General features: G+C 54.7%; 17 protein-coding genes, 1 tRNA gene and 2 riboswitches. Of the genes, 4 read left to right on the top strand and 14 right to left on the bottom strand.

Annotated elements, in window-relative coordinates; all coding sequences use genetic code 11:
• Nucleotides 1–110: 110 nt before the first annotated feature.
• The 3 genes from wecB to ABE504_RS30550 all read right to left on the bottom strand — a co-directional run bounded on the left by wecB (nt 111) and on the right by ABE504_RS30550 (nt 3,892).
• Nucleotides 111–1,253 carry a non-hydrolyzing UDP-N-acetylglucosamine 2-epimerase gene (gene wecB, locus ABE504_RS30560; RefSeq protein ID WP_430096288.1) on the bottom strand — a complete coding sequence of 381 codons (1,143 nt, stop codon included), beginning with the start codon at nt 1,251–1,253 and terminating at the stop codon, nt 111–113.
• 24 nt (nt 1,254–1,277) lie between these two features.
• The gene (gene upp / locus ABE504_RS30555; protein WP_430096286.1) at nt 1,278–1,907 is read right to left on the bottom strand and encodes a uracil phosphoribosyltransferase; all 630 of its coding nucleotides are present in this window, start codon (nt 1,905–1,907) and stop codon (nt 1,278–1,280) included.
• 140 nt (nt 1,908–2,047) lie between these two features.
• Nucleotides 2,048–3,892: an ABC transporter substrate-binding protein gene (locus ABE504_RS30550; protein WP_430096284.1), complete on the bottom strand. Its 1,845-nt coding sequence runs from the start codon at nt 3,890–3,892 to the stop codon at nt 2,048–2,050.
• 183 nt (nt 3,893–4,075) lie between these two features.
• Between ABE504_RS30550 and ABE504_RS30545 the strand changes: the two genes are divergently transcribed.
• Nucleotides 4,076–5,380 carry an MFS transporter gene (locus ABE504_RS30545; protein WP_430096282.1) on the top strand — a complete coding sequence of 435 codons (1,305 nt, stop codon included), beginning with the start codon at nt 4,076–4,078 and terminating at the stop codon, nt 5,378–5,380.
• A 111-nt stretch (nt 5,381–5,491) separates the two neighbouring features.
• Here ABE504_RS30545 and glyA read toward each other — a convergent pair whose 3' ends face one another.
• From glyA to ABE504_RS30490, 11 genes are all read right to left on the bottom strand, one after another.
• Nucleotides 5,492–6,742, bottom strand: a complete 1,251-nt coding sequence (glyA, locus tag ABE504_RS30540; protein ID WP_430096281.1) for a serine hydroxymethyltransferase — start codon at nt 6,740–6,742, stop codon at nt 5,492–5,494.
• Between the two features lie 79 nt (nt 6,743–6,821).
• Nucleotides 6,822–7,427, bottom strand: a complete 606-nt coding sequence (locus ABE504_RS30535) for a TIGR01440 family protein (RefSeq protein WP_430096279.1) — start codon at nt 7,425–7,427, stop codon at nt 6,822–6,824.
• A 15-nt stretch (nt 7,428–7,442) separates the two neighbouring features.
• The gene (rpiB, locus tag ABE504_RS30530) at nt 7,443–7,901 is read right to left on the bottom strand and encodes a ribose 5-phosphate isomerase B (RefSeq protein ID WP_126141968.1); all 459 of its coding nucleotides are present in this window, start codon (nt 7,899–7,901) and stop codon (nt 7,443–7,445) included.
• 105 nt (nt 7,902–8,006) lie between these two features.
• A riboswitch (ZMP/ZTP riboswitch) is annotated at nt 8,007–8,087 on the bottom strand.
• Nucleotides 8,088–8,169: 82 nt separating this feature from the next.
• A complete protein-coding gene (locus ABE504_RS30525; protein WP_430096277.1) occupies nt 8,170–8,748 on the bottom strand; it encodes a low molecular weight protein arginine phosphatase in 579 nt (192 codons plus the stop codon).
• Nucleotides 8,749–8,801: 53 nt separating this feature from the next.
• Nucleotides 8,802–9,362, bottom strand: coding sequence for a manganese efflux pump MntP family protein (locus tag ABE504_RS30520; protein WP_430096276.1), 561 nt, complete (start codon nt 9,360–9,362; stop codon nt 8,802–8,804).
• Nucleotides 9,363–9,530: 168 nt separating this feature from the next.
• A complete protein-coding gene (locus ABE504_RS30515; protein ID WP_430096275.1) occupies nt 9,531–10,610 on the bottom strand; it encodes an L-threonylcarbamoyladenylate synthase in 1,080 nt (359 codons plus the stop codon).
• A 15-nt stretch (nt 10,611–10,625) separates the two neighbouring features.
• Complete coding sequence (gene spoIIR, locus ABE504_RS30510) at nt 10,626–11,426, bottom strand: stage II sporulation protein R (RefSeq protein WP_430096273.1); 801 nt, start codon at nt 11,424–11,426, stop codon at nt 10,626–10,628.
• 682 nt (nt 11,427–12,108) lie between these two features.
• Nucleotides 12,109–12,987, bottom strand: a complete 879-nt coding sequence (gene prmC, locus ABE504_RS30505) for a peptide chain release factor N(5)-glutamine methyltransferase (protein ID WP_430096271.1) — start codon at nt 12,985–12,987, stop codon at nt 12,109–12,111.
• Nucleotides 12,987–14,063 (bottom strand): peptide chain release factor 1, encoded by a 1,077-nt coding sequence (gene prfA, locus ABE504_RS30500; protein ID WP_430096270.1) that lies wholly within the window; start codon nt 14,061–14,063, stop codon nt 12,987–12,989. The genes prmC and prfA overlap by 1 nt, the downstream gene beginning before the upstream one ends.
• A gap of 32 nt (nt 14,064–14,095) precedes the next feature.
• Nucleotides 14,096–15,196, bottom strand: a complete 1,101-nt coding sequence (gene ychF, locus ABE504_RS30495) for a redox-regulated ATPase YchF (protein ID WP_430096268.1) — start codon at nt 15,194–15,196, stop codon at nt 14,096–14,098.
• 161 nt (nt 15,197–15,357) lie between these two features.
• Complete coding sequence (locus tag ABE504_RS30490) at nt 15,358–16,086, bottom strand: PilZ domain-containing protein (RefSeq protein ID WP_430096266.1); 729 nt, start codon at nt 16,084–16,086, stop codon at nt 15,358–15,360.
• Between the two features lie 127 nt (nt 16,087–16,213).
• Nucleotides 16,214–16,303, bottom strand: a riboswitch (cyclic di-GMP riboswitch).
• Nucleotides 16,304–16,555: 252 nt separating this feature from the next.
• Between ABE504_RS30490 and tadA the strand changes: the two genes are divergently transcribed.
• The 3 genes from tadA to ABE504_RS30475 all read left to right on the top strand — a co-directional run bounded on the left by tadA (nt 16,556) and on the right by ABE504_RS30475 (nt 18,033).
• Nucleotides 16,556–17,023 carry a tRNA adenosine(34) deaminase TadA gene (gene tadA / locus ABE504_RS30485; protein WP_430096264.1) on the top strand — a complete coding sequence of 156 codons (468 nt, stop codon included), beginning with the start codon at nt 16,556–16,558 and terminating at the stop codon, nt 17,021–17,023.
• A gap of 119 nt (nt 17,024–17,142) precedes the next feature.
• A complete protein-coding gene (locus ABE504_RS30480) occupies nt 17,143–17,868 on the top strand; it encodes a stalk domain-containing protein (protein ID WP_430096263.1) in 726 nt (241 codons plus the stop codon).
• 88 nt (nt 17,869–17,956) lie between these two features.
• Nucleotides 17,957–18,033, top strand: a tRNA-Arg gene (locus ABE504_RS30475).
• Nucleotides 18,034–18,110: the final 77 nt, after the last annotated feature.

Genomic DNA, 18,110 nt, shown 5'->3' with positions numbered 1-18,110 from the left:
ACTTCATTTGTGACATTTCACAAAACCGCTTAGAGCCTTACGGCTCTAGGGTTTGCGAGTTTTCAAACCAAACAGTCCAACTGTACGCTGTAGCGTTTGTCATGATTTTGTCACGGTTGGAAAGGCTGTGGTCGTTCGGACGTTCTGCCGAAGTGATGGAGAATGCCTTTCACGATACGCTCGGATGCTTTGCCATCGCCGTAAGGGTTGGCAGCTTGGCTCATTTTATTGTATAACTGAGGGTCTGTCAGCAACGCGCGCGCACGCGTGTAGACCGCTTCTTCATCCGTGCCGACCAACTCCAGCGTCCCTGCATCGATGCCTTCCGGACGCTCCGTCGTGTCGCGCAGGACAAGCACCGGTACGCCGAAAGATGGCGCTTCTTCTTGAATACCACCGGAGTCAGTCAAAATCATGTGGGTATGCGGGTAAAAGTTATGGGTTTCCACGACATCCAGCGGATCAACCAGTTTGATACGAGGGTGATTGCCCAAAATCTCATGAGCAGGTCCTTGAACGGCTGGGCTCAGATGCACGGGATACACGATCGCGATGTCCTCGAACTCGTCAGCGATGCGGCGTACTGCCCGGAAAATCTGGCGATGCGGCTCCCCTTGCGATTCCCGACGGTGCGCCGTCATCAGAATCAGCTTGCGGCCGCCCACCCAGTCCAGAATCGGGTGCCGGTAGTCTTTTTCCACCGTATATTGGAACACATCCGTCACCGTATTGCCGGTCACATAAATCTGCGACTCGGATTTGTTCTCCTTGCGCAGGTTGTTCGCCGACAGATCGGTAGGCGCAAAATGCAGATCAGCCAGCACACCGGTCAGCTGACGGTTCATCTCCTCCGGATACGGGGACATTTTGTTCCACGTGCGCAGGCCCGCTTCGACGTGACCCACCGCGATTTTCTGCATAAAAGCCGCATAGCTCGCCAGGAACGTCGTCAACGTGTCGCCGTGCACGAGAATGAGATCAGGCTGCGCTTCCTGGAACACAGGCTCGAGGCCCTGCAGCACGCGCATCGTAATTTCGTTCAGCGTTTGGCGGTCTTTCATGACGTTGAGGTCGTAGTCCGGGGTGATTTTAAAAATCTCAAGCACCTGATCCAGCATTTGACGATGCTGCGCCGTCACGCAGACGAGCGACTCGATCTGCTCCGGATGCTTCTCCAGCTCCAGGATCAGCGGCGCCATTTTAATCGCTTCAGGTCTTGTTCCGAAGATCGTAATCACTTTCAAGCGTTTCATCGGTTTCCTCTCCCTTATGTATGATCAGTCCGTCCCATACAGACGGTCGCCGGCATCGCCGAGCCCTGGCACAATATAGCCGTGCTCGTTCAGATGGCTGTCCAACGCAGCGACATAAATGTCGACGTCCGGATGAGCCTCCTGTACCGACTTCACGCCTTCCGGCGCGGCAATCAGGCACATCAGCTTAATGCGCGAGCAGCCCCGCTTCTTAAGCACCTCAATGGCTGCATTGGCCGAGCCTCCGGTCGCCAGCATCGGGTCGATCACGAGAAGGTCGCGCTCCAGCACATCCTTCGGCAGCTTCACGTAATACTCAACCGGCTGCAGCGTCTCCTCATCGCGGTACAAGCCGACATGCCCGACTTTGGCCGCCGGAATCAGCTTGAGCACCCCGTCCACCATACCAAGGCCCGCCCGCAAAATCGGAATCAGCCCCAGCATGCGCCCGGAGATGACATTGCTTTTCGCCGTCGTAACCGGCGTCTTCACGTCCACCTGCTCCAGTGGAATGTCTCTCGTAATCTCGTACACCATCAGTGTCGCCACTTCATCGACCAATGCCCGAAAATCCTTCGTGGTCGTATTCTCATCCCGAATATACGTAAGCTTATGTTGAATAAGCGGATGATCGCAGATAAATAACTGTCCCATAGTTTCCTCCTAAAATACATGGCTATACTATGTAATTCGACGTGTTTCCCTAATTTTTGGATTAAAAATCGGCAAACCTCGTTTATTATATCATATGTTATCCTAAAAAACCGCCTGAGAGTATCTCTCAAGCGGTCTGGTTACACAGGAAGCGAGCTGCCATCTTCCAGGGAATCCGTCCGATACCAAATGTTCTTGAAATCGAACCATCCGATCGTATTAAATGTTATGCCCTGCAGGTGAGGGCTGTATACCAATTGTTGGGTCGTATGGAGCAAAAACAGGACGGCATAGCTGTCCGAAACCAGCGCCTGCATCGCGCGAATCCGCTGCAAACGCCTGTCGGCGTCGGGCTCCGCTTCAATGGCAGCGATCGTTTCATCGAACACTTCGCGCTGTTCATCCGTCGCGAATAAGCGCGTGGGCATATTGCCGATTTTGTACATCTCGATCAGGCATCGAACCTCGTCGTCATCCGCAACGACGCCTCCTAGCACCACATCCGCCTCCATCAAAAGCTGCACATTGGTCATCTGTTCGTAGGTGTAGACCTTCAGATCAACGGGAATTCCGATCGCCTTGCAGGAAGCCTGAATCCATTCCACCTGGGCAACATTCTTTTTCGTACAGATCATCAGAATCGGCGCTCCTGCATACCCGCATGCCTGCAAAAGCGCCCTCGCCCGCTCCGGCTGGTCATCGTCCGGGGGCAGCCCAGGCGCCAGCGGCGGCAGGAAATCTGCGGCCGGTCTGGCATGATGGAGGCCCAGCTCTTTGATAAGGCCGCACCGGTTCAGGACAAGCTGGATCGCCTGCCGAAAGTTCGGCGCTTGCTGCGGCCCTGGCTTGCGCAAGTTAAACACCAATGTGCTGGAGCCCAGCATCATGATTTCTTTCCTGCGCCAGTGCGCAGGAGCAGGCTTCGTGTAATGATTGAGCTTCCCCATCTGGAAGTTGAGCTGCTGCCATCTTCGTTCGCTGACATCATCCGGCACATACATCAGCTCGATCCGATCAAGATGCGCACACTCCCGGTAATAATCCTCAAAGGCCTCCAACGTCACGCCGCCCTTATCATGCCTCGTAATCCGGAACGGCCCTGTCCCCACAGGGAGCATGCTTGAATCCGCCGCGCTGACAGCGCTGTACACATCGGCCGGCACAATCGCTGCCTGATACGAACTGAGATATTGCGGCAGCAAGTAATTGGGCACATGCATCTTCAACCGAACCGTTAGCCTATCAACGGCCCGGATGTCTTTTACCGACTTCATCAGCCAGCGATTCGGCGAGCCCTCTGTACCAATGGTCCGAAGTCGGCCGAGTGTGAAGACCACATCGTTGGCCGTCAGCTCGCGGCCATGGTGAAACTTTACCCTTTTGCGCAAATAAAAGGTCCACTCCGTCGCATCGTCGTTGCTGACCCATGCATGAGCAAGCGCCGGCTCCACACTCCCGCACACCGGATTGAAATAAAGCAGCGTATCAAAAGCTTGCTTAATGAAGTGAAGGTCGCGCGAGAAGAGCACGTTCACCGGGTCTAACGTCAGCACGCGAAGCTGCATCGGCAGGCGGAGCGTCTCGGAATTGCCGGATTCGGCGGTTCCCCTGTAGCCGAAATAGCTGCCGAGCCAAGCCAGAAAGCGGTCCATGACGGCGCCGTCCAAGCCCTCCATTTGAAATAAGCCCATGGCGCTGTTCAAATTCCCCTGCTCTACCAGAAGCTTCGCTTCCGCGAGCAGCAAATCTTCCGCCGAGGCCAGGAACCGGATGGCGGAACGATGTCCGCGACCGCGTCCCGGCGTCCAGACGATCCAGCCGATTTCGCTCATTTTGCGAATCAAAATTTTCACATTGCGTTCCGAACAATAAAGGTATCCGGCAATTTCTGCAATTGATACCGGCACGTCCATATGCGGGTGGGAGCTCTGTAGAGCGCGCGCTATCGATGTCTTCAACTGCGCATACTGCAAGGCAAGCTGCATGAAATTACCCTCCTCCTTGATGAGTTAACCAAGAGTATAGATGCTATCTGACCAACGGTCAACATTCTGCAGAAGGAGAAAAAGGTGAAAGTTTTCATGCCCGGTATACACTTTTTAACTCGTGGTCATTTGTTATGATAGGTTGACCAAGACGTGAAAGATTATGAGAAAAGGTGATCCAGCATGACTTTCTTTCAATTTCATCCCAATGTGCGGCTGCGCATTGCGCTAAGCTTCCTGACCAACGTACTCAGCAACATGATCCTTCCGTTCATGTCGATTTATATCGCTCGAACGCTCGGTACGGCGATAGCCGGCTCGGCCACCACCATTTCCATCGCCGTCGGCCTGCTTGCCGCCACTATTGGCGGGCATTACGCGGACCGGCTCGGCCGTAAAAAAATGATGCTGCTTGGCGAAGGCGTCGCCCTTCTCGCTTATGTCATTATGACCTTCGCCAACTCGCCGCTATGGCATTCTGCAGCATTGACGCTGCTCATGACCGTCATCTCCAGCGCTTCCTGGGGGCTGAGCAAGCCTGCCGTAGAAGCCATGCTGATTGACGTGTCCACTCCGGATACACGCAAAGCGATCTATCGCATCAACTACTGGTCGAACAACCTGGCCATTTCGTTTGCGGGATTGATCGGCGGTTTTTTCTTCAGCAAATATCTGTTCGAGCTTCTGCTGGCGGCTAGCGGGATGTCGCTCGTTGCGTTCATCATCACTACCATCTTCATGTCGGAGACGATGCCTAAGATGATGCCTGCGGCTGACCGTTGTGCAGCGGACGTGCCTGCCGAGGCCGAGGCTAAGGCTGAGATCAAACCAAAGCAGGTCTCCATGTTCGAACGGTACAAGGAAGTGCTGCGCGACCGACGATTCGTTCGCTATTTGCTCGCCAGCGTGCTCGTTGTTTCTGTCGAGATGAATCTTAACGGATTTATCGGCGTGCGGATCGCGCAAGATATTCAGCATACCCCGTGGCTCCCCGGGCTCGCCGCGACCGTGGACGGGCTGCCGCTCGTCGGGATCCTGCGAACCGAGAACACGATAGCCGTCGTACTCCTCTCCCTCTTCGTCGGCCGGCTGCTGCGAAACAGCTCCGACACCAGAATAATGCTGCTGGCCATGTTCCTGAACGTAGCCGGCTACTCATATCTCGTCATCGGCGGCCAGCCGGCCATGCTTCTGCTGCTTATGCTAGTGGCGACAATCGGGGAGATTACCTACGTCCCGCTCAAACAAGCGATGCTGGTGCAGCTCGTCCCCGATCATGCCCGCAGCTCCTACATGGCACTCAGCTCCATGACGAATCGCGTAGCCATGATGCTTAGCGGTCTGAATCTGATCCTCGGCGGCTTTCTGCCGTCCGGCGCCATGGCGATCTTCATTCTGCTGACCGGTGTGGCCGGCATCGTCTTGATCTCATCCATCCTGCCAGGCCTTAGGGAAGAGGAGCGTGTGCGTCAGGCGGCGGCGTTGTGAGGGAAAGCTGATCTTTCTTTGCCACATTCCGATGGGTGGGAGCTTCTCGCCCCCACCTACTCCAACAAGCACAAAAAAAGAGCAGGAGGTCTCCCCCTGCTCTATTATTGCTTAGTATGTCAGACCTGCGTACAGCGGATATTGCGCTGTCAGGTCTTTCACGAGGCCGCCTGCTTTCTCAAGCGTAGCTTCGTCTTTTGGATTTTTCAACGTCATGGCAATGACTTTCGCGATCGTTTCCATCGCTTGCGCGTCCATGCCGCGGGATGTCACCGCAGGCGTGCCCAAACGGATGCCGCTTGTGATGAACGGGCTCGTAGGATCGAACGGAATCGCGTTTTTGTTCGCGGTGATGCCCACTTCGTCCAATACGTGCTCAGCGTCTTTACCTGTGATGTTCAGGTTGCGCAGATCAACCAGCATCAAGTGGTTGTCCGTACCGCCGGACACGAGGTTGATGCCTTCCGCCGTCAAAGCGTTCGCCAGCGCTTGCGCGTTGTTGATCACGTTTTGACCGTAGACTTTGAAATCAGGTTGCAACGCTTCACCGAACGATACAGCTTTCGCTGCGATTGTATGCATCAACGGACCGCCTTGCGTACCTGGGAATACAGCCTTGTCGATCGCTGCCGCCCACGATTTGCGCGTCAGGATCATGCCGCCGCGAGGACCGCGAAGCGTTTTGTGCGTCGTTGTTGTGACGAAATGCGCGTGAGGCACTGGGTTCGGGTGAAGGCCCGCAGCAACCAAGCCTGCGATATGTGCCATGTCGACGAAGAACAGCGCGCCAACATCGTTTGCGATGGAAGCGAGCGCTTCGAAGTCGATCGTACGCGGGTACGCGCTTGCGCCTGCTACGATCATGCGAGGCTTATGTTTGAATGCCGCTTTGCGGACATCGTCGTAATCGATGCGGAAATCTTTTTCGCTAACGCCGTAAGCAACGAAGTTGTAGATGATACCGGAAGCATTCACCGGGGAGCCGTGCGTCAAGTGACCGCCATGCGCCAGGTTCATACCCAGTACTGTATCGCCAGCGTTCAACGCAGCCAGGTAAACGGCCATGTTCGCTTGCGCACCGGAGTGCGGCTGAACGTTCGCGTGCTCGGCACCGAACAATTCTTTCGCGCGGTCACGAGCGATATCTTCAACGATGTCTACGTATTCGCAGCCGCCGTAGTATCTTTTGCCCGGATAGCCTTCTGCGTATTTGTTCGTGAGCACTGTACCCATGGCTTCAAGCACGGCTTGGCTTACGATGTTCTCGGAGGCGATCAGTTCGATTTTGTCGCGTTGGCGGCCCAACTCCAGGTTCATTGCTTCTACAATTTTCGGATCTTGCTTGCTCAAAAAGTTCGTCATTTTCATTTCCTCCCATAAAAATAATAACTACTTAGGAGACTTTCTGAAATAAAGTTCTGCTCCATTTCAGAAAGCTCCATTAGCAATCCGCGTCAGGCGCGGCTTGTTGATATAACGTCTTCGCGGCTTCTTCCGTATAAACCGCCCTCACACCGCCGATCAGCTTCGGCCGTGTATACGCCATTGTGACATACGCTTGACCGATATGTCGCACAGGCGGCCTTGCCGGCACAGCAACTCTTCGCAAATGCATGCCAATCAACGTGCTCCCAATATCGATCCCGGCGTGTGCTTCAACCGTCTCAACCACGACAGGCTCGGCAAAATGCCGATACGCATACGACGCCATCGACCCGCCAGCCTTCGGCACGGGGATCACCGATACCGGCTCCAGCTGCGGATAGCGCGCCAGCGTTGCCGCCTCGACCACAATCGCGCGGTTCAAATGCTCGCAGCATTGATACCCCACGAACAGACCGAACTCGGCCGCAATACGCTGCGTCGTTTCGTAAATCGGCTTCGCCACATCCAGCGTCCCGGACGTGCCAATGCGATGGCCGAGAATTTCACTCGTACTTGTTCCCACGACCAAGAAGTGACCAGACTTTAATTGCCCGACCTGGACAAGCTCCCGAAGGTTCGCTTCCAGCGCCTCAGCGATAGGGATTCCGGCTGTATCTGTCATCGCGAGTCCCCTTTCTTAGGGATGAACCGTGAAACGGTCTTCAATGCTTTGCACTTTGTTGATCCGGTTCTGGTGGCGTACGCCTTGGGAAAATTCCGTTTCCAGCCAAATCTTCACGATTTCCTCGGCTACACCGGGTCCGATCACGCGTTCGCCCAGCGCCAGCACGTTCGTATCGTTATGCTCGCGCGTCGCTTTCGCCGAGAACAGATCGTGCACCAGCGCGCAGCGAATGCCCGGCACTTTGTTCGCCGCAATGGACATCCCGATGCCCGTTCCGCAAATCAGAATACCTTTGTCCGCATCGCCGCTCACGACTTGCTGACACACTTGCAGCGCATAGTCAGGATAATCCACGGAGTCCGCGCAGCTGCAACCGTAATCCGTCACTTGGTGGCCTAAGGATTCAATAAAAGGAATGATAACATCTTTCAAACGGTAGCCTGCATGATCCGCGCCAATTGCAATTTTCATGTGTTCGTAACGCTCCTTTGCTTGTTCGAATTCGTCCATCCTATTATAGCCCAAAAGTCCACGAAAAACGAAAAAAGAGCGAACACGCTTAAGAAAAGCGCGCTGCTCTTGTGCCCAGGCGACCGGCCGTATACCTCAATGCTCCATTGTGGTTACACCCACTCGTCGCCAGTTACATTGAGTCTTGCTACATATCTCGTATTTTATCGCATTCCGTGCGGGCTGTAAAGCCTCTTCCTCCTGGCAAAACCGCCCGTTTCCCGCCATATTACGAGGATTCCTTCAGCTTGCGGACCAATTTGGCCAAGCATTCCTCGATTTCCGCCGCCGTCGTCCGATAATCGGACAAGGAGCCGCCGAACGGATCGGAAATATCGTAATCCGGAATCGCATCCTCAAGGGTGTATAAGCGGTCCCGCTCTTCCTTTGTAATCGCCTGCGACAGCGCCTGCTTCATCTGCAGCTCGGAAATAAGCCGCTCCCGCTCCGCAATCGCCTCCAGGTTCTCGGCGTTATCTTCTACATATTCTTTGAGGGTAAATGTTTTATCAATGGCATTCGGAAACCGCTGAATCACCGTTCGTTTATGCCCATTCGTCATCGTTAACACTACATCAGCCCACGCAATATCCGAGGACTGAATCGCAAATGAGGAGATCGTTTCCTCAAAGCCCGCCTCCTGTAAAAGCGCTGCGCTATGTCGGGAAATCGGTCCCCCCGTCATCGCCGATACGCCTGCGGACCGGACTTCTGCCACAAGTCCCTCTTGGCGTACCTTCATACGCATCAAACCTTCAGCCATCGGGCTGCGGCACGTATTTCCCGTACAAACAAACAGAATTCGCAACTTGAAATCCCCCTTCCTGCGGCTTTGAACCTGTGAACTACCTCTACATTTTATCACAGTAAAAACTTGATCCCAAATGCTAATAGAATGAGCCCGCCGAACGCCTCACCGTACTCGCCAATCCACCCGCTCACATGCCGGCCCAGCAGCAGCCCCAGAATCGAAAGCAATCCGCCGAAGAAGCCAAACACGAGCACCGTCAGCGCAATATCCGTCGAGAACATGCCCAGCGACACGCCGACAGAGAACGAATCGATACTGACACTCAGCGAAAACACCGTCAGCCCCACAATCGTTCGATGGTCAAACGAAACCGCCTCTTCGCCCCGAATCGAACTGTACACCATATGCGCGCCGAGGATAATGAGCAGACAGCCGCCGGCTGCTGTCGCCACGTTGCCTAACAGCAGCGACACATATTGCCCCATAAACATCCCCATCAACGGCATCAAGACGTGAAAAATGCCGATAACGACGCTGATTTTCAATATATCCAGCAAGCGAATGCCCTTCATCCCGATGCCGATGCCCAAGGAGAACGCATCAAGACCCAGTGCAACCGCCATGATGCAGATCGTCATGATTTCGCCTAACTGTATGTCCGATACGAGCATTGCACAAGTCCCCTTTGTCCACGATTCTTTCTCAAGATATGCGGACAAACTGGGAATCATGCTAGTTGACATTCGGTAGGAAGGAGATGCACTTGGCAAAATAGAGCTGATGTCCACCTGCCTTCATAAGCAGAGTGGTACTCGGTCAGATCGGCGCATTCGTAAAAATTACACCTGCACCAACCGATGGCCTGCGGCTTTGCGCAGCCGATTCATGACGGCTTGGCCGATCCCCGTCTCCGGGCAGCCTTCTGCGGCAATGTAGCGGATGCCCTGCTCATCAAACGTACGCAGCGCCGCATAGAGCGCCTGCGCAATCGAATCGGGCTCCGCGAGCGAGCCGCAGGCGAGCACCAGATCGGCGCTGTAGCGCTGCACATGCTCGGAAAAGGTCAAAATCCCCGTCGTCTCCCCCCGGGCCTTCGCTTTATCGATGTCCCGCTGGAGCCAAGCCGCTACCGCGGCTGGATCGTCGCCGCTGACAATATGCATGTACCCTTGCGGCGCGTAATGCGTATACTTCATGCCCGGCGCGCGCGGCGTTTCCGACGCCCGTACCTCTTCGTGCGCCGCCGCATGAATGCGCATGTGCGGCAGCACGCGCTGCAGCTGCTCCGTCGTCACGCCGCCGGGGCGCAGGACGTACAGGTCGCCGTCAGCGAGCTGGACGACCGTGGACTCCACGCCCACGCCGGCAGGGCCGCCGTCGACGATGCCACCGATGCGGCCGTCGAGGTCGTCCCGCACGTGCGAAGCGAGCGTCGGGCTGGGCCGGCCGGAGCTGTTTGCGCTCGGGGCGGCCACAGGCACGCCCGTTTCGCGCAGCAGATCGAGCGCGACCGGGTGATCCGGCACGCGGACCCCGACCGTGGTGAGGCCGGCCGTCACCAACGGCGAAATGCTGCCTGACTGAACAGGCAGCACGATCGTGAGCGGGCCGGGCCAGAACGCCCGCATCAGCGCGCGATGCGCGTCCTGCAGGGCGTCCGCCTGGACAAGCCCGGCGAGCTGGTCTTCGTCCGCAATATGGACGATCAAAGGGTTATCGGAAGGCCGCCCCTTGGCCTTAAAAATGCGCTCCACCGCCGCAGAGCTCGTCGCGTCGGCCCCGAGCCCGTACACCGTTTCCGTCGGAAACGCGACGGTGTCGCCCTCGCGGAGCAGCTGCGCCGCTTCGGTTAGCGCCTGCCGGCAGTCAGCAGCCGAAGCCTCTTCTATATTCCAATAGACTGTCACGATAGTCGTCATCCTTATGCATTAATTTTAGCTGAACCAGGAGGCGATTTTTTGGATCACTTCCCAGATAAAAAACTTCACTTGCGGCTTAGCTGGTGCGTCCGTGCTCGTGTCAGCAGCAGCCGCCGTTGTCTTGTCCGCAGCTGCTGAGGCAGATGCTTTGTCTCCCGCTGTCACTTTCGAAGCAGGGGAAGGCGAAGCTTTACCGTCTTTGGCTTCCTTCGCATTTTTGTCGACCTTCGCTTGGGCCTTCGCCGTCTCCACCGGCTTGTCCTTGCCTTCGGTTTTGGCAACCACCGCCGAGGCGGCAATCGCTTCGCCCGAAACCGAATCCACAAAACAGAGCGGCGGGAACAGCACACACCACCAGTTCTGGCCCTCACCGGAACCGATCACCACACGCAGCGCTTCGTAATCGCCGGCGGGATAGACGTCATTGCCATACATTTTTGTCGGGAACGGGACAACGCCCAGCTCCACCGAATGTGTATATGTGTAGCCGCGCTCCTGAATCATTTGACCAACCAACTCGTCAAACTCAGGCAAATGCTGCCGCACGACCGCGCGCGCTTCCTCCAGCGAATGCGGGCCTACGACCCATTCTTCCATGCGGGCGATAATCGCGTCGCGAATCTCTCTTTTCAGCGCTTGATCCTGCGCCGAATCCGAGTTTGCCAGAATGCGCAGACGAATCGACTCTTCCGGAATTAAAGGGGATACCACCGCCGCATTCGTGCGGTTCGATTCCCAACACATCATCATCACAATAAGTGCAAAAGCCACGAATAATAAGTTCTTGAATGATTGGCGCTCTGTTCTCTTTACCATGAGGAAAGCCCCTTTCTCTTACTGTCTACTAGCCAGTATGGGCAAGAAAAGAGGGGGCTAAACCTAGCAATCTATGAAAATTTTGATAGAGTCGGTGTGGGAGATGTGTGAGGGACCGCGGACTAACGCCGCCACAACCTGCAAAATGTACAGGTAAATCGCCCAAAAGGTGCGAAAATTTAAAAAGACCTGTAAAACCTACATCAAAAAACCGCGAATTTCACAGATTCGATGAGTTTTTCGAAAGAAAGGGAATTTTACCTGTACAAAATGCAGGTTTTGGACTCCATCTCCGCGTTTCGGCTGAATTTACTGTAGAAAATGCAGTTAATCTGCATCCGCCTCCCCTCACTTCAACCAGCTTCAACAGCTTTTAGCTACTTGCGGACAAGTGACTTTTTGCGCTGGATAGAAAGATCGAGGGGAAGTGGCTGGTTGTGCTAAGATCGCGCTGAGATCGTTAGCGGTCGATGGATGCTAGCGTCTGAGCAAGCTCCCGGCGGACAAGCGGCTTCATGCGCTGAAGGGAGACGGTTGCGAGAAGCTGCTTGTTGCAACTAAAAGTCTTGCTAAGCTCGTTAGACGATTGATGGACGGCAGTGTCTGAGCAAGCCTCCGCGAGAGACGCGCCCAAATGCAAGAACAAACTGCTGTGAAAGCACCAATCGCTGTCGTAGACAGCCTACCGCGGCCCGATCGCGATCACGTGGCGATCGATCCCCTGGAGATCCGGCACGAAGCGGATCTCCTCCCAATCGGCGATGCCGCGCAGCATCGCCGCAACGGCCTCCGCCTGCCGGATGCCCACCTCGAGCCCGACCAAGGTCGGGATTCGCGGGAGCTGCGGCAGTTGCGCCACCAAGCGGCGGTACAGGTCGAGTCCCTCGACACCGCCGAACAACGCTGTGTGCGGCTCATACAGCCGCACCTCGGGCATCAACGCGGGCAAGTCGCCGTCCGGAATATAGGGTGGGTTGGACACCACCATATCCGGCGCGAGCCCGCGGGCGATATACGGCTCGAGGAGATCGCCATCGAGCCAATCCACGCGCGCAGCCACTCCGTGGCGCTGCGCGTTCACCCGAGCCATCTCCAGCGCCGACGCGGAGATGTCGCTCGCCGCCACGCGCCAGTCGGGGCGCGCGTGCGCGATCGTCACCGGGATGATCCCGCTCCCGGTGCCCACATCCGCAAGGAGCGGCGCCCCTTGCGGGAACAAACGCGAGCCCTCGCGGAGCACCGCCTCCACGAGCAGCTCGGTTTCCGGCCGCGGGATCAGCACGGCCGGGTTGACTTCAAACGGAAGGCCGTAAAAATCCTGCTCGCCGAGGATATACTGTACCGGCTCGCCCGCGGCCTTCCTGTCCATGAGCTGGCTCCACTGAGCGGCCAGCTCCTCCGGAAAAGGCTCCTGCCAACGGAACAGGAGCTCCGTTCGACTGCAGCCCAGCATGTGCTGCAGCAGCAGCTCGGTGCAGGCCGGCGCCTCCGCCACGCCCTGCCCCGCTAAAAAAGAAGAAGCCTGAACATAGGCTTCTCGAATCGTTCTCGCAGTCGGCATCACATCGCCTGCTCTCCTTTTTCCAGCGCATCGGACTGCGCTGCGATCGTCAGGGCGGATACGATCTCGCCCATGTCGCCGCTCAGCACCGTCTCCAAACGGTGCAGCGTCAGGCCGATCCGGTGATCGGTCACACGGCTTTGCGGGAAGTTGTACGTACGGATACGCTCAGAACGGTCCCCGGTACCGACCTTGGACTTCCGCTCGCCTGAATATTTTGCTTCTTCTTCCTCGCGAATTTTGTCGGAAATCCGGGCTCTTAATACCCGCAGCGCCTGCTCTTTGTTCGAGTTTTGCGATTTGCCATCTTGGCACGTCGCCACAATGCCTGTCGGCACGTGCGTCACACGAACCGCCGATTTCGTCGTGTTAACGGACTGCCCGCCGGCACCGGAGGAACAGAACGTATCGACGCGAATATCCGCATCGTTGATGATAACTTCCACTTCTTCCACTTCCGGCATGACGACAACCGTCGATGTCGATGTGTGGATCCGGCCGCCGGACTCCGTCACAGGAATCCGCTGCACGCGGTGCGCGCCGCTCTCGTATTTGAGCTTGCTGTACGCGCCTTTGCCCGTAACCATGAAAATAATCTCTTTAAAGCCGCCGAGATCATTGACCGAAGCATCCATAATTTCCGTTCGCCAGCCCTGGCTGTCGGCATAGCGCGTGTACATCCGGTACAAATCGCCCGCGAACAGAGCTGCCTCGTCTCCACCCGCCGCGCCGCGAATCTCCACGATGACGTTCTTGTCGTCGTTCGGGTCCTTCGGCATCATCAGGATGCGCAGCCGTTCTTCCAAGTTCGCGGATTGCTCGCTGAGCTCCTCGATCTCCATTTTGACCATTTCGCGCATCTCGTCATCCAGCTTCTCGTTCTGCATCACCTTGGCGTCCGCCAGCTGTTCCGATACGCTCTTGTATTCATTGTAAGCGTCGTAGGCTTCCTGCAGATCGGACTGTTCCTTCGAGTACTCTCTTAATTTCTTCGTATCGCTTGTCACATCCGGGTCGCACAGCAGCTCGCTCAGTTTCTCATAGCGGTCCGCAATTGCCTGAAGTCGATCCAACATAAGGGATCTCTCCTTTCTCATTTTTTATCGTTTTACACATTGAAACGGAAATGCATGACGTCGCCGTCGTTTACGACATACTCTTTGCCTTCCAGACGAACCTGGCCTCTTTCCTTCGCCGCGTTCATCGAGCCCGCTGCCATCAGATCGTCGTACGCAACAACCTCGGCACGAATGAAGCCACGCTCAAAATCCGTATGAATCACGCCCGCCGCCTGCGGCGCTTTCATGCCTTTGCGAATCGTCCAGGCTCTGACTTCCTGCACGCCCGCTGTAAAATACGTATACAAGCCCAGCTTGCGGTACGCCGCTTTAATCAATCTATTCAAACCGGACTCTTGCAGTCCCAGTTCTTCGAGGAACATCGCTTTTTCTTCGTCTTCGAGCTCGGCGATCTCGGATTCCACCTTCGCACTGATGGAAACAACTTCGTTGTTTTCCGCTTCTGCGAATGCTTTTACCTTTTGCACATACGGATTCTCGTCGGCTTTCGCCACTTCATCCTCGCCTACGTTCGCCGCGTACAGCACTGGTTTCATCGTCAACAAATGAAGATCGCGGATGATCAGCTTCTCGTCGTCGCTGAGTTCTACGCTGCGCGCCGGTTTATCTTGGTACAGCACTTCCTTGATGCGTTCCAGGCACTCCACCTCGGCTGCAACTTTCTTATCGCCGCCCTTGAGGTTTTTGCGTGAGCGCTCGATTTTCTTCTCTACGGATTCAATATCCGCCAGGATTAGCTCCAGATTAATCGTCTCGATATCGCCAATCGGATCGACTTTTCCGGAAACGTGCGTAATATTATCATCCTCAAAGCAGCGCACAACATGCACAATCGCGTCTACTTCCCGGATATGCGCCAAAAATTTATTGCCAAGCCCCTCGCCCTTGCTCGCACCCTTCACCAAACCCGCGATGTCCACGAATTCGAAGGCTGTCGGAACAATGCTCTTCGGCACGACCAACTCAACCAGCTTCTGCAATCTTTCGTCCGGTACTTCGACAACCCCAACGTTCGGATCAATCGTACAAAACGGATAGTTCGCGGACTCCGCACCCGCTTGTGTAATTGCGTTAAACAATGTCGATTTTCCTACGTTCGGTAGACCGACGATTCCTGCTTTCAAAGCCATTTGATTACAACTCCTTAATGTTTGAAGATCATCCTTCTTATTATATAGTACTTGGTGCGCAAAAAAAAGCCCGCTTTCCCTCAAACAAAAACCCAAAAGAAGGCTTCCCTGGTAATTGGGGGCCTCTTTCGGGTTCGTTTGGACTTGGTCCTCTGTCGATTCTATTGACTAGCAGCGGCCTTCTTTTCCATCGCCTTCTGGTATTCCAGATCCCGCTTCTGAATGAAATACGTTTCGATCTGTTTGCGTAAAATGAAGCCTCTCAGCGCCTTGGCCTGCTCCGTCTCTATACTAGTGAAACTTGCGCCGTAATAAAAGCCTTCCTCCAGCCGTTCCTTCCGGACGATCTCTATGGAAGAGATCATATTGAAATCCAGAATCAGCTCCACGTCGAGCAGCGATTGCTTTTGAATAATTTTATCGATCATCGGCGCGTCTTGAATGGTGAATCCAATGCCGCTCATGGAAATATTCTGAATCTCAATCGTGATCGGATTCTCCAAATGATGCTGGGTCCCCCGCCCCTGCAGCCCAATCAGCATGCCGGAGTAACCAACTTGCACCCGCGCATGCTCACGCTTCTCCGTGAACTTCCGGCGATTTTCCGGCGGATTCAGCACCATTAACGAGCCCGCTTCCTTCGCGACCACGGTCGTATGCAGGACAAAAAGGCCCGATTTGGAATATACGACCATCTTGACCTTGTCCCCGAGCCGAAATACGTCGTATTCCGGAAGCTCGACTTCCATAATATCGCCCAGCGCATAGGTGAGGACACCCGTGGCGACGAAATCGTCTTTGCCTACCATCGTTTTGCTGTCAATTAATACATCTGCATCATATCCCTCTTTGCTGCCGTACAGTTTCAGGGCATTTTGATTATGTAACACTTCTCGCCACACCTCTTCCTATTTCTGTTCTTGTCAGGCGTCGCCAGCGGGGCTGCGGAATTGCACTGGTTAAAATAAAAAAGACCGCTCCCTTGCACGGAGCAGCCCATTACCTCATCAAGTGATTTTCGGTAACCAGGCTGCCATAGTTCTTGTCCAGAACCTTAGACCCTCAGCTTTGCGTCCTTGCCTTTCAGCAAGTTTGCCATTGTCGAACCTGTTATGTAATTGTCGAATGTGGGGCCATCAAAGACCCGCGGTTACTTTCATTATACGAGAGCGAGCGGCGATCTTTCAAGGAAAATCCTTGCAACGCTTCTCCATTTAGTGTAAAAATGGGAATGGTACAAATATCCACAGTGGATAATAGGTTATCCACATGATTATCCACAGCTTGTTAACAACGAATGCTTGTTCGATTTTCATGCACATGTGGATAAAAGATTTTTAAATTGCGAGGTGTCCCCTTGTGGATGAATATAACGAGCATATTCCCTGGATGCGGGAAGCGATAGCCGAAGCTCTGAAAGCGGAAGCGATCCGCGAAGTGCCGATCGGCGCCGTCGTCGTGCACCAAGGGCAGATTATCGGCCGCGGCCATAATCTGCGGGAGACGACGCTGGACCCGCTGGCGCATGCGGAGCTGATCGCGATTAAACAGGCCAGCGAACACCTGGGTGCTTGGCGGCTGCTGGACTGCCAGCTCTATGTGACGCTGGAGCCTTGTCCGATGTGCGCGGGCGCAATCGTGCAGGCGCGGGTGCCGCAGGTGATCTACGGCACGATCGACCCTAAGGCGGGCTGTGCAGGCACGCTGATGAATCTGCTGCAGGAGTCTCGGTTCAACCACCGCGTTGACGTGGTTAGCGGCGTGCTGCAGGAGGAGTGCGCGGCGATGTTGACGCAGTTTTTTCGCAAGTTGAGAGGGAAAGCGTAGCTAGCCAAGAGAGCGGAGGATTGATGTTATTTGGATAAAAAGAAATTACTCATCGGGACAGCTGCTCTGCTGCTTTGCTTGCCGCCAGCCTGAATGGCGATTATGCGGGGAATCCCATCGTGAAAGTGCTCTTCGGAGGCAAGGAATTGCAGGTCGAAGACGTGCCCGGCGTCATCCAAGACGGCCGTACGCTCGTGCCGCTTTATTTGTTGAAGCAAACCGGAGCATCAGTTACTTGGGACCCTGACAAATACGCGGTCGATGTGTCGTTCCCGAATAAAATAGAGGATTTTACTGCGACAATTCCTGCTTTAAATGAACAAGCTAAAGCCTACGCAGCCAAAAACATTCAACTGATCTACAATGAATACGGTCCTTATGTAAAAGCTGAGCTTGAGCAAGCAGGCGATTCAAATACCGATAACGATCATATCATCGCCGTGTCTCAACTCCTCCTTCATTCACCAGTAGAAGAGCTGATTGTTGAAACCGTCCATAATCATCAAGTATTTGGGATTACCGCCGTGAAACGATTGGATGCCGAACAGTTCCATCAGAAGAAGCTGTCTGAGTATGACTTTATTCGACGTTGGCGTTTCCAGCCCAACAATTCAGCCATTGACCTGACTGCGCCCAACCGCCCTCAACCTTCGCCTCCTCAACCCACCGTTGGCACAGGTATCGGACCGGCATGTCAGCAAATTACAGCTAACTACAATGCGCAGATGCTAGAGGCTGTAAATACTTATAATGCTAGTGTTACTTCACATTCCAGCGGCTTTGATGAATACTTAAGTAAATTGCAACAGTCCATGGAAGTGGCTTTGAAAGAAAACCATTGTTAAATGAACTGAACGTTACCTAGGGCGATCGCTTTCTGCAACCAAAAACATTGCACCACACAAGGCTTCGTGCTATCATAAATGGTGCTATGCGCCCGTAGCTCAGCAGGATAGAGCAACAGTTTCCTAAACTGTAGGTCGTACGTTCGAATCGTATCGGGCGCGCCAACGTATAAGATCGAGAACCGCAGCAAGATGCGGTTCTTTTTGTTTTCCAGCCCATGAGTAGAGTAAGACGGGGGATT

The organism is Paenibacillus oryzisoli, assembly GCF_050467285.1.
GTDB lineage: Bacteria > Bacillota > Bacilli > Paenibacillales > NBRC-103111 > Paenibacillus_E > Paenibacillus_E oryzisoli_A.
This window is presented reverse-complemented; position numbering and strand designations above follow the sequence as displayed.

Bases quoted from the DNA above. Each gene is read 5' to 3' on its own strand.
- ABE504_RS30535 (WP_430096279.1), bottom strand. From the start codon at position 7,427: ATGACAGATACAGCCGGAATCCCTATCGCTGAGGCGCTGGAAGCGAAC.
- wecB (WP_430096288.1), bottom strand. From the start codon at position 1,253: ATGAAACGCTTGAAAGTGATTACGATCTTCGGAACAAGACCTGAAGCG.
- ABE504_RS30550 (WP_430096284.1), bottom strand. From the start codon at position 3,892: ATGCAGCTTGCCTTGCAGTATGCGCAGTTGAAGACATCGATAGCGCGC.
- prfA (WP_430096270.1), bottom strand. From the start codon at position 14,063: ATGTTGGATCGACTTCAGGCAATTGCGGACCGCTATGAGAAACTGAGC.
- glyA (WP_430096281.1), bottom strand. From the start codon at position 6,742: ATGACGAACTTTTTGAGCAAGCAAGATCCGAAAATTGTAGAAGCAATG.
- ABE504_RS30520 (WP_430096276.1), bottom strand. From the start codon at position 9,362: ATGCTCGTATCGGACATACAGTTAGGCGAAATCATGACGATCTGCATC.
- rpiB (WP_126141968.1), bottom strand. From the start codon at position 7,901: ATGAAAATTGCAATTGGCGCGGATCATGCAGGCTACCGTTTGAAAGAT.
- prmC (WP_430096271.1), bottom strand. From the start codon at position 12,987: ATGCCGACTGCGAGAACGATTCGAGAAGCCTATGTTCAGGCTTCTTCT.
- ychF (WP_430096268.1), bottom strand. From the start codon at position 15,196: ATGGCTTTGAAAGCAGGAATCGTCGGTCTACCGAACGTAGGAAAATCG.
- ABE504_RS30515 (WP_430096275.1), bottom strand. From the start codon at position 10,610: ATGACGACTATCGTGACAGTCTATTGGAATATAGAAGAGGCTTCGGCT.
- spoIIR (WP_430096273.1), bottom strand. From the start codon at position 11,426: ATGGTAAAGAGAACAGAGCGCCAATCATTCAAGAACTTATTATTCGTG.
- upp (WP_430096286.1), bottom strand. From the start codon at position 1,907: ATGGGACAGTTATTTATCTGCGATCATCCGCTTATTCAACATAAGCTT.
- ABE504_RS30545 (WP_430096282.1), top strand. From the start codon at position 4,076: ATGACTTTCTTTCAATTTCATCCCAATGTGCGGCTGCGCATTGCGCTA.